Below are 11,841 nucleotides of genomic sequence, written 5' to 3'. Positions count from 1 at the left end.
ACCTCCAAATCTATTTCAGTCTACTTTCGCGATCCAGTTATAATTACTGGAAGAGAAGGCACTCCCGAGGACGGCGAATTGATTATTTTACCATTGACAGATAGTATCGATGACTTCCCTCCATCAAGACACATGAGGGATTCAAATCCCTTGTCTTTGAAGAATTCTATCATCTCTTTGAAGGTTAAGCCATAGCTAGTCTGCTGGTAGCCATCAATTACGATGAAAACAACTTCTCCGGTTTCTTTAACTCCAACAAGCGTTCTTGGAGCTCTAACATCCAGCAGAGATGCTGAATAGTAGTTTCGCTCGTAACTGGTTACAGGCTCGCCTCCATGTATTATCATCGGACCTCCTTCAACAGCTCCTGTTACCTTCTTTCCATATGAATTCAACAACTCAAATGAAACAAATTCTCCAACTGAAGCCTTATTCCCTATCTTCTGTACGGAAGATGGCGAAAGAACCAACACATCTGAACCCTTCTCCACACGGGATACGAAACCCTTTTTGGTAACCATGCCATCCCTTATTACAAGATAGGTGAAGTCATCAAAATCAGGGATACTGTTTCGATACTCATCTGTGTACAAGACGGCTTCTCCTCTATACGGAGAGTTAACTCCCGTGATTTGAAGAAAACGGTCTCCAAACTTGGCCGTGTAGAATACATCCATTCTTGAAACATATACTTCACCACCTTCAGTGAAGTAAATCGCCGGTCTTCCGAGAGTTGGAAGGCCTAGCACTTTGCCATCCCGAACAAGGAGACCTATTGGTAGATTATGATTCTGATCAAAGTATCCGCCATTAATCATTATCTCTGCACCGCTTCTTTTCAGAGTATCCGTTGCCTTCTCAAGACCTGCAATTTCATTGTTAGCGAGTTCAACTCCAAAAGAGAACTTCGAGCCGTCCATTTCGAGATAAGACATTGTGAACTTCTGGCCGCCCGAGTAAGACTCGAATACGTTTAGGTCGAAATCTAAGCTGGCCTCCTGTTGTATTGTTCTTCCCATACCACTTTTACCTCTTATAATCAGCGTCATTCCTTTGATCTCATACTCAACGTCCGACCACGGTTTCTCAGCAGAGATTTTCACAAATCCCCTCCCGGTCGTCACAGATATCCCTTCGTATGAAAGAAATGGATCTACTTTCGCGGGCTTCAGAGTGAGGGCAAGTGATCCGCTTCCGGTCCACCAAATTGTGAAAAAGTCCGGGAGAACATCTCTATCAAGGGTCACATAGATCGCTTCCTGTGTGTTTTGAATACCCTTCACAGTTACCGGCTGAGAATAGAGGATCAGCGCCTCTGCTTCGCTGAAGAAAGATTTGTCTGTAATAGCTGCAAGCAACTCTGCGTTGACTAGAACCTTGCTATCTCTGATAATCAGTGAGTTCTCAAATTCGCTTCCAAACTCCACGGTTGCTCTTTTTGTCTCATGTGAAAGTGAGACGATAATCCCTGACGGAAGAATCATTATCGTCTCTTCTTGGCGAAGAGACTGAGAAACAACTATCCCCCTTATCAACTCACCAATTATGTCCAGTTTTACAAAATCCATTGAACGCTCAACAACTACCGCATCGGTGAAGACCCTTGTCTGTCCTCTATCGTCAAGGTAGATCAGATTCTTTGCTGAAGTTACCAATGAAACTAGCAGGAAACAAATGAACAGGATACGTCTCATTGAATGCACTCCCTACAGTACCTCGTAGACTATCGGAGGAGCCTGCACTCTCTCCTCCGAAACACAAAAACAATCGCGAATTGCTACAGTTTCCCTCTCAAACCTATCCCTTTGATTAGCATAGACTATGGCGATCGTTTCCCCCTTCTCAACTCTGTCTCCAATCTTCTTAAGAACTCTCATACCCACAGCCGGGTCTATTCTATCTTCCTTTCGTTCTCTCCCTGCGCCAAGCCTCATGCAGATCAATCCAATTGATTCGGCATCAACCGATTTCACATATCCGCTCACCTGAGATCTCACCTCTTCGATGATGGCGGCCCTGTCAAAACAACTCTCATAGTTCTCCGAGAAATCCTTTGGTCCTCCTTGAGCATCGACGAATTCGTTGAACTTTTCGATGGCTTCACCAGAGTCGATCATGCGATCAACGATTACTTGTGCATCATCTTCGTCTGCAACACCGCCAACTACCAACATCTGGCTTGCAATCACTCTGCAAAGCGAGCTGAAATCATTTGGACCTTTCCCTTTAAGAGTTTCTATTGCTTCCACTACCTCAAGCGAGTTTCCTACAGCGATTCCCAGTGGCTGGTTCATATCGCTTATTACAGCCTTCGTGGTTCTTCCCTTTCTTTTTCCAATGTCTATCATCGCCAACGCAAGTTCTTTAGCCTCTTCAAGGTCTTTCATGAAGGCGCCCGAACCGATCTTGACGTCAAGAAGAATTCCATCGGAATCGATAGCTAGTTTCTTGCTCATTATGCTTGAGGCGATTAGTGAAATCTCATCAACTGTGGCCGTAACGTCTCGCAAAGCGTAGAGCTTCTTGTCAGCGATGGCTACCTGTGCGGTTTGACCTGCAAGAGCAATTCCTATTCGTTCTGATTGCTGCTTGAATTCATCAATATCAAGTGAAGTCTTGAAGCCCGGAATCGATTCCAGTTTGTCGATCGTTCCTCCTGTGTGACCCAAACCTCTTCCCGACAGCTTTGCGAAAACCAGTCCTGCTGCCGCAACGATCGGTCCAACTACCAGAGTCACTTTGTCGCCCACTCCTCCGGTAGAGTGTTTGTCGACTTTTATGCCACTAATGGACGAAAGATCGATCTTTTCTCCTGAGTCAGTCATGATCTCTGTCAGACAAAGTCTTTCTTCTGCATCAAGATGATTGAAATACACGGCCATTAACCACGCCGCCATCTGATAGTCTGGAACATAGCCATCTACAAAACCCCGTATCAGCGATCGTAGTTCATCTCTAGTGTTGGAATAGCCGTTTCTCTTCTTGATGATTATGTCGTAAGTTCTCATTTAAACACCTTCTTCAGTGGTAACTTAACTTTCAGAATCGTTCCTGTACCATACTCGCTCTCAAGGGAAATAACTCCGCCGTGTTTTTCGACTATAAAGCGTGTAATAGCCAACCCAAGACCTGTACCACCCATCTTTCTTGATCGAGCCTTATCAACCCTGTAAAACCTTTCAAATATGTGCTTCAGAGAGTCTTCAGGTATTCCAACACCAGTGTCTTCAACTTCAATCATTGCATGGTTATTTTGAGCATAAGATCTTAGCCATATCTCTCTAGGCCCGTGCTCCTTAGCGGAGGTGTACTTAACGGCATTATCGATCAGGTTCAGAAGAAGTTGAACAAGTCTATCAAAATCTCCTTCTACAAAAATCCCTTCTTCTACGTCAACATTTACTATAACACCCTTCTCACCTGCAAGAGGATCGACAATTCGAATAACATATTTGACGACTTCTCCGAGCTCTACGTCCTCCTTGCTGAAGGAGGCTTCGCCCGATTCGAGTTTCTCAAGGTCAAGCAAATCGTTTATCAATCTTGTCATTCTTGCCGATTCGTTTTCGATTATTGAAAGAAATCTGTAAACTGTATCTTTGTCCTCAAGATCATCTTCTGCAAGCGTTTCAGCATATCCATGAATAGATGTTAGCGGGGTTCTAAGCTCATGAGAGACATTGGCAACGAAATCCCTTCTCATCGCCTCAACTTCCTTCTCCTTGGTAATATCCCTAAGAAGGATGAGATATCTCACATCGTTCTTCAGGGAGACTCTCATAATCTTACACTCTCTTATCGTTCTCTTCGGGTAGTAGATCGTTATCTCAGATTCCTGATTCTCTCTAGTTCTTACCGAATCTTCAAACAAATCGCCAATGTAATAATTGTCTATCGCTTCACTTATCTTCCTTCCAATTAGCTTCTTGCTCGAAAGCTCTTGCGCGGCTTTATTAGCGTAATCAATCCTTCCATCCTCTGATACTATCAAGAAGGCATCACTCAGATTATCAAAAATCGTCACAAGATCTTCGATTCTTGCATTTAAAGAAGTTACTTCCTCTTTAATGCTCGAAACAAGCTGCTGAACCTTCTTATAGATGAAAATAAACTCGGCGCTTCTCGGAACTTCTACAAGGTCCGCAAAGCGCCTTTTGGCGGCTTCTAATCTCTTGTTTTTCTGTCTTTCATGTCTGAACAGAATCAAGAAGAGAAAAGCTATCACCGCAACAGTAGCGAGGACAGCATAGAACAACGGATCAATCTTCCTTTCCAGGATCTCTGAACTTGTAACCTTTACCCCTAACGGTGATTATGTACTTTGGATTAGAGGCATCTTCTTCGATCTTAGTTCTTAGCCGTCTAATATGGACATCAACTGTTCTTGTGTCACCGTAGTAATCATATCCCCACAGCTTGTCCAAGAGAACGTCTCTACTGAAGACTTTGCCCTCATTTTCTGCCAGGAATCTTAGAAGTTCAAATTCCAGAGGAGTAAGGCTGACCATTCGGTTTTTTACCCTTACTTCGTATTTCTCGGTATCGATCTCTAGGTCTTTCGCAAGTATCTTCTTTGGCCTTTCTTCTTTTGCCTGTGCGCTCTGTTGAATCCTTCTGAAAACCGCTCTTATTCTAGCCAGAACTTCTCGCACGCTGAAAGGCTTGGTAATATAGTCGTCTGCTCCGAGCTCGAGTCCCAATACCTTGTCGAATTCTTCGCTCTTAGCACTCAAGAATATAACAGGTGTCTGTCTGAACTTTTCGGTTGCTCTCAGGTTTCTGACCAGTTCGAACCCATCCATTCCTGGAAGCATAATATCAACGATGAACATATCAGTTTCATTGTCCTCGGCGATCTTAAGCGCTTCTTCAGCATCATATGCTTTCAGGACGTCATAGCCCTCCTTTTTCAAGTTAAAAGTAAGGAGTTCCACGATCGAAGGCTCATCGTCAACAACCAGAATACTCTTCTTTGCCATGCTTCTTCCACTCCTTCCGTTTCGAATTCACTTCCTCTGCATATTTTTTCAGAATAGGTGTTGGATCAACTCCACGCTCCACGTGTGCCAATAGCTCCCGGGAATGACTCTTATCGATATTCGCAAGAGCAAACTGAACTTGAGATTCCTTCAAACTCTCGAAGTCAAGCTTTACGCCCTCAACCAACAACTCCGATCTGATCTCCTTCTCGTACTTTCTCAGTCCGCTTAGAGACTCCATCGGCATCTCTTCAAATGGAGTACCCGGTTTCGGAATCAAAGGGTTCAAACTAAGAACCACACTTGTATAACCCATGCTTGAAGCCTGTAACGCCATCTCGGCTATCTCTTGTCTATCCTCACGCCTTTCAAAGACGGCTCCATAGATGTAGTACATCTTCACTCTACGGAAACCGTGCTTTCTGCCTAGCTCCAAAGCGCTGAGGATATCTCCTCTGCTTATTCCTTTAGCAAAGGCATCTCTCATTCTCTGGCTTCCACCTTCTGGGGCAATAGTGAAAATACTCTGATTGGACAATCTGAGTGACTTCATTAGAGTATCCGAAACGGAATCGAGCCTAAGAGAAGAAACTGATAATTCGTACCCTTTCTCAATACAGTGTTCGGCTACTTCATCGATGCCCGGATAGTCAGTAACGGTTGCTGCCACAAGTCCAAATCTATTCGTGAAGTCAGCTACAGAATCCATCAGGTCAAATACCTCATCAGACTTTCTGAATCTTGGTCTTCCGTATCTGTGACCAGCCACACAAAACCTGCACTTTCTAAAGCATCCTCTGCCTACCTCAATTAGGTACCGGTCTCCAAATACTGAATCGGGACTGATAAATACACTCTCACCAAGAACATCAGAAAAGAAAGGAGTCACATGTTCCGTCTCTAGAGAAGCAATTATCTCCTTTCTGTGCATCCAGTGGTCAACAGCGGATAGACCATCAAGGAACTCCTCACTTAAGTCTCCCCTGTGAACCACATCGGCAACTTCTGTGAGGAGGTTATCATTGAAGTAAGTCATGGCTCCACCAGCAATGATCACCGGGTGAAACTCATTTCTCTCCTCTTTTCTAAGTGGAACAGAGAACTTATTAAGAATGTCAAAGACGTTCATTAAATCAAGCTCAAAGTGAACAGAAAAAGCCCAAATCTTGAACTCGTCTAGGGGCGTGAGTGAATCAAAAGAATAATACTTCAAAAAGTCCTTATTGTAAAAGAACCTCTCTGCCCTCACGCTGCCTAATTCGTTAAGCTTTCTCAGCAAAACGTGCGTAGACAGACTTGCACTTCCTACTTCGTACGAATTTGGGTAAATAAGCGCTACCCTAACATCGCCAAATCCACTTACTTCACTAACAAACCGCTCTCTGAATTTCAAACTAGAGACTTGCTCATACTCACTCCAGCTTCTTTTGTCTCTCGGTTTACGCACTAAAGGCTCTCCTGAGAAAATCAGCAGATATGAATTTACGCGAAAACTCAAAAGAACCAGCTTCAGAACCAAGCTGAGTAACTGACCCCGAAAAGCAGACTTCAGCATTGTCGGAGACAGATTCGATCTTTATGTTGACAACCATCTCTCTTTCCATCAATATCGGAGAATGATGCCTGACAAAGGTCTCGGAAACCACTGAAATCAACGATTCTGACTCAAAATCGGAGATCAGTGAATGGCCGCAGTTATGGATAATCTTCATCAAACCACTAGTCGACAGCAGGTTCAATAGTTCAAAGTCATACCGTTCCGACCACCTAAGCGAAACATCCGATGGAGTAACTGCTAGCGTGAAAGTCTTACCCTGTAGCGACTTCAGCCGCTCGAAATTCAACATTTCGCTTTCACCTCTACTCCTTTGTGATCTCGGGATCGCTTGCTGTCGCCCCAGGAGCAATCTCTACAGTCTCAATATCATCTCTATAATAGTTGCCGGTTTCAAGTCCCAGGATTTCGGCCAGTTCTTTGCCGGAAATCGTCTCCTTCTGAAGAAGATAGTCGGCCGCTTCATCCAGTTTCTTCCTGTAATCCGAAAGAACTCTCTTCGCCCTTTCATAACACGTCAGAACTATTGTCTTAACCTCTGAATCTATCTCACTGGCAATTTCTTCAGAATAGTTCTTCATCCTTGTGAGCTCTCTTCCGAGAAATACTTCCTCTTCCTCTTTGCCCCAAGCGATTGGTCCCAATCTCTCACTCATTCCAAACTGAGTGACCATACTCCGGGCCATCGCACTTGCTCTTTCCAAATCGCTTGCAGCACCAGTGGTAATCTCGCCAAATACCAGATCTTCCGCCGCTCTTCCTCCTAGGGCCTGAGCCATATTGTCTAACAGCTCAGACTTAGTTATTAGATACCTGTCCTCTAGTGGCAGGCTTTCCGTGAAGCCGAGAATCGAAGTGCCGCGAGGAATTATTGTAACCTTGTGCACAGGGAAGGCTTTTGGAAGAATCAAACCTACTACGGCATGTCCTAGTTCGTGATAGGCAAGTATCTTCTTCTCACGATCGTTTATTCTCCGAGATCTCTTAGCCGGTCCCGCAAGAACTCTATCAATAGCTTCCTCAAGTTCAACCATTCCAATCATCTTTTTCTTCTTTCTAGCAGAGAGAATTGCCGCTTCATTGATCAGATTCTCCAAGTCAGCTCCAACAAACCCTGGAGTTCTCCTGGCAAGCAGCTGGACATCAACTTCAGGGTCTATAGGTTTACCTCGCATGTGTATCTTCAGGATCTCTGTTCTTCCTTTCAGATCTGGCGGATCAACTGAGATTTTCTTGTCAAATCTACCTGGGCGCAGCAAAGCTTTGTCCAGAATATCTGGTCTGTTCGTGGCCGCAATAACTACAACTCCGGTCCTGGCATCAAATCCGTCCATTTCGACAAGAATCTGGTTCAACGTCTGCTCTCTCTCGTCATGGCCGCCCCCGAGTCCTGCTCCTCTGTGTCTACCCACGGCGTCAATTTCATCAATGAACAGAATCGCAGGCGCTGAAGACTTAGCCTGAGTGAAAAGATCCCTAACTCTTGCCGCTCCAACTCCAACGAAGAGTTCGACGAAGTCCGATCCGCTTATGAAGAAGAAGGGAACCCCAGCTTCTCCCGCCACAGCTCTTGCAAGGAGCGTCTTCCCCGTTCCCGGAGGACCCACCAATAATATACCTTTGGGCATTCTTGCCCCTGTTTCTGTGAACACCGAGGGATCCTTCAAATAACTGACAATGTCGGCTAGCTCCTGCTGGGCCTCCTCAACTCCCGCAACATCCTTGAAAGTCACGTGTTTGTCAGTGTTGACATATTTCTTTGCCGGACTCTTAGTGAATGTGAAGGCCTGTGAATTGCGGCCAGACATAGATCTCATCAAGAAGAACCAGATGAACACGATTATTGCGAGAGGAATCATAGTTCCAAGAAGATTCACCCAGAAGAGAGAATCGCTTCCTCTTTCGAATGTGATGTTTACTCCTCTCTCCGCCAATCGGTCTATGTGATTCTGAAAAGTTTGAGTCATAAGAGTCTGAGAGGGGACATACGTCTCAAGTGATCTTCTGGGGTTATCTCCTGTTATGTACACGACTTTTCCATTATCGTAAACAACTATATCAATAATATTATTAAAGTCATCCAGGAACTTAGTGTAGGGAACTACAACACTTGTCTCAGTTGGATATAGGCCCCTGAGTGCAATTAGCAGGAATATGCCCAAAACAACATAGAAGAGAATCATTCCAATCCTGGGCTTTTGATCCACAGAACTACCTCCTTTCAAGGCAAAAAACTACGCTGTCGAGACTGGAGGGGCAAACTCTGCAAAGCTCGCTCGTGACAACACCTGGAATCCAGAGGATATCTCCAAAAGCGTTTTCAAGAACCATAATTCTGCTTGAGAAGCCCTTCAAACCTTTCTCTGTAACTACATCGATAACTTTCTTATTTCTTGACATTCCAAACGGGATGATCTTGTCTCTTTCATCCATCGGCCGCAAGCTCAAAGGGAAGGAGAGCTTATCACCCGAACATATGCTATTAAAGGCACCGTCCAATCTTTCGATCATCGCTTCCGGAACCTCTTCGTTGCATTCCAGGGAAATCTTCCATCCTTCTAGTTCACGGCTGAAAGGGAGAGAGTCTATACTTTGCCTTTCGATCCGCTTGAATCTAAGTTCTCCCCCGTAGAAGAAGACATATCTGCCGATCTTCGAGGCCTTGATATCTTCTCTAAACTCAACAGTCCACCCTCCTCTACTAGAAATCAGGAGATCGAAAAAGGCAACAACTCGCTCTCTGGAGGGTGGATACTTGTCAGAACTAAGAATAGAAACGATCTCTCTCACCATCTCCAACAAAACGGCCCTTTCAACTTCTTTAAGCTTCAAGGCCTCCACAAAAAAAACACCGTCTGCGAATTCGATCTGCTCCAGAACCTCTTCAACCCTTTCATGGATCAGTGCATATCCATCATTGATGTTTTCAAAGAACCGCCACACGGCCTCATTAAGTGCTGAGTTTATCTTTCTAAGCTCCGGAATGATTCTCAGACGAACGTAATTGCGCTCAAAATCATCCTCAGAGTTGGTTTCATCCTCCATAAATGTAACCCTGTTAATTGTAACATAATCTATAATACGTTGCATATCGCTGAATAGCAGAGGTCTTATCAAATCGCCACCTAACGGGCGCAGTCCAATCACACCTTTCATGCCAGTTCCCTTCACGATTCTTAGCAGGATATTTTCTACAAGATCGTCTCGATTATGCCCTACGGCGATTAAATCTGCACCGATAGACATCTTAACTTCTCTCAGAAAACAATATCTTACTTCCCTCGCCGCAGACTCTATCGACAAACCGCGCCTCTTTTTCAAAAGCTCATTAACATCTCGTCTTTCGTGAAAGAAGGGTACCGACCGCGCCCGACAGAAATCGCCAATCATACCTGCTTCCTCGACGGGTCCCTTCCTTCGAAGACCATGGTCGAGATTTGCGGCAAAGAGGTCTATTCCCAGCTCCGATTTAAGATTTATCAGAACATTGAGAAGACACATTGAGTCCTTCCCTCCAGAAACTGCTACAAGAATTTTCTGACCACTTTCTATTAGGTCCCATTTCTTGATGAATTCGAGGACTTCCTTCTCGAAATCACTCATTTGCACCACCACCAATAATAATGCGCCCGTAAGGGGCGCATCTGGAGCCAACGAAGGGACTTGAACCCCCAACCTGCTCATTACGAATGAGCCGCTCTACCGGTTGAGCTACGTTGGCACCTGGTTCCAATTCTATATCACCGCTTTTCCTATGTCAATCTGTCATGACGCATAAGAGACGCTTCTTCGTTCCCTTATAACAGTCACCTTAATAACACCGGGATATTCGAGTTCCTCTTCAATTTTCTTGGCAATATCTACGGCCATTTTCTCGGCCAGCAGATCATCAACCTTTTCTGGCTCTACAATTACCCGAATCTCTCTCCCTGCCTGAATTGCGTAGGCCTTTTCTATATGCTTGAATCCGGTCGCAATGTTCTCCAGGTTTTCAAGTCGTTTAATATACATATCAAGCGACTCTCTTCTAGCTCCTGGCCTTGAAGCAGATACAGCATCTGCAGCGGCCACAAGAACCGCTTCAGGGGTCAAAGCCTCCGTCTCACCATGGTGATACTGTATCATATTGACAACCTGAACCTTTTCCCCGTACCTCTTGGCAATCTCTCCCCCAATAATCGCATGAGATCCCTCAACTTCGTGATCAATTGCCTTTCCAATATCGTGAAGGATCGCCCCCCTTTTCGCTTTGTCAATGTTCAAACCCAATTCGGAAGCCATTAGAGCTGCAAGATGTGCAACTTCAACAGAGTGCTGCAATACGTTCTGACCGTAACTCGTCCTGAACTTAAGCCTTCCTAGTAGTTTGACAAGCTCTGGGTGCATCGAGGGAATACCTACTTTCATCAAAGCTTCCTGACCCGCTTCTTTTATTTCACTGTAGATCTCTTTTTTTGACTTTTCGTACATTTCCTCAATCCTGGCAGGATGAATTCTTCCATCTTCAACGAGCCTATCCAGTGTCATCTTTGCGATCGCCCTCCTAAGAGGATTGAAACAGGATACCACAACAACTTCAGGTGTATCATCGATCACGAGATCCGAACCGGTCAACTTCTCAAATGCTCTGATATTCCTTCCCTCTCTGCCTATGATCCTTCCCTTCATCTCATCGGAAGGAAGGCTTACCGCGCTTACAGTTATATCGCCCGTATAATCTGCCGCATAGCGCTGGACTGAGTTGACGATTACCCATTTCGCGTATCGATTGCCTTCTTCGTCGTAGTGATCTTTCATCTCCTTAAGCTTCTGAGCAAGATCATGTTCGTAGATTTCTTCAGCTCTCCTCAGGACTATCTCTCTGGCATCCTCCATCGAAAGGTCGGCAAGGCTGAACAGTTTCTTCTCTGCTTCTTCTTTCATCTCTTCAACACGAGCCCTTTCGATATCCAACTGTTGTCGAGTCCTCTCAATAGCTTCTTCCTTTTTATCGATGTTATCTTCTCTTCTGGAAATCCTTTCTTCCCATTGCTTCAGTTCTTCTCGATCTCTCTTGAAATCCTTCTCTTGCTCCTCACGAAGCCTGTGGAGTTCTTCACGGCCTTCTAAGAGTGCCTTCTTCTTAAGATGATCCGCCTCTTCCTGAGCCCTCTTGATTATCGACTCTGAATCCTGTTTTGCGGATTTCAGTTGAAGCTCAAGCTCATCCTTTGCCTTCTTCACAGCCAAAGGGGTGAGTATAAAATAAGCCAGCGCAATACCCGCTGCCAGGCCGGCTATTATACCAATCAGTAGCATCATAGTTTC

Annotated in this window: 9 protein-coding genes and 1 tRNA gene; all 10 read right to left on the bottom strand. The window is 44.9% G+C overall.

Annotated elements, in window-relative coordinates; translation table 11 throughout:
* Positions 1 to 20: 20 nt before the first annotated feature.
* Positions 21 to 1,694 (bottom strand): phosphodiester glycosidase family protein, encoded by a 1,674-nt coding sequence (locus V512_RS11915; protein ID WP_099830672.1) that lies wholly within the window; start codon positions 1,692 to 1,694, stop codon positions 21 to 23.
* Between the two features lie 12 nt (positions 1,695 to 1,706).
* Positions 1,707 to 3,008, bottom strand: coding sequence for a thymidine phosphorylase (locus tag V512_RS11910; protein ID WP_099830671.1), 1,302 nt, complete (start codon positions 3,006 to 3,008; stop codon positions 1,707 to 1,709).
* Positions 3,005 to 4,255: an ATP-binding protein gene (locus V512_RS11905; RefSeq protein ID WP_099830670.1), complete on the bottom strand. Its 1,251-nt coding sequence runs from the start codon at positions 4,253 to 4,255 to the stop codon at positions 3,005 to 3,007. The genes V512_RS11910 and V512_RS11905 overlap by 4 nt, the downstream gene beginning before the upstream one ends.
* Positions 4,256 to 4,259: 4 nt before the next feature.
* Complete coding sequence (locus V512_RS11900) at positions 4,260 to 4,979, bottom strand: response regulator transcription factor (protein WP_099830669.1); 720 nt, start codon at positions 4,977 to 4,979, stop codon at positions 4,260 to 4,262.
* Positions 4,951 to 6,426 carry a radical SAM protein gene (locus V512_RS11895; RefSeq protein WP_099830668.1) on the bottom strand — a complete coding sequence of 492 codons (1,476 nt, stop codon included), beginning with the start codon at positions 6,424 to 6,426 and terminating at the stop codon, positions 4,951 to 4,953. Before V512_RS11895 ends, V512_RS11900 begins: the two co-directional genes overlap by 29 nt.
* Positions 6,419 to 6,826, bottom strand: coding sequence for a hypothetical protein (locus V512_RS11890; protein WP_099830667.1), 408 nt, complete (start codon positions 6,824 to 6,826; stop codon positions 6,419 to 6,421). Before V512_RS11890 ends, V512_RS11895 begins: the two co-directional genes overlap by 8 nt.
* Before the next feature lie 13 nt (positions 6,827 to 6,839).
* On the bottom strand, positions 6,840 to 8,741 hold the full coding sequence (gene ftsH, locus V512_RS11885; RefSeq protein WP_099830666.1) for an ATP-dependent zinc metalloprotease FtsH: 1,902 nt from the start codon (positions 8,739 to 8,741) through the stop codon (positions 6,840 to 6,842).
* Positions 8,742 to 8,745: 4 nt separating this feature from the next.
* Positions 8,746 to 10,137: a tRNA lysidine(34) synthetase TilS gene (gene tilS / locus V512_RS11880; RefSeq protein ID WP_099830665.1), complete on the bottom strand. Its 1,392-nt coding sequence runs from the start codon at positions 10,135 to 10,137 to the stop codon at positions 8,746 to 8,748.
* Between the two features lie 42 nt (positions 10,138 to 10,179).
* Positions 10,180 to 10,255 (bottom strand) — tRNA-Thr (locus V512_RS11875).
* 44 nt (positions 10,256 to 10,299) lie between these two features.
* A complete protein-coding gene (gene rny, locus V512_RS11870) occupies positions 10,300 to 11,835 on the bottom strand; it encodes a ribonuclease Y (protein WP_099830664.1) in 1,536 nt (511 codons plus the stop codon).
* Positions 11,836 to 11,841 lie beyond the last annotated feature (6 nt).

The sequence above is a fragment of the Mesotoga sp. Brook.08.105.5.1 genome, from assembly GCF_002752635.1.
GTDB lineage: Bacteria > Thermotogota > Thermotogae > Petrotogales > Kosmotogaceae > Mesotoga.
This window is presented reverse-complemented; position numbering and strand designations above follow the sequence as displayed.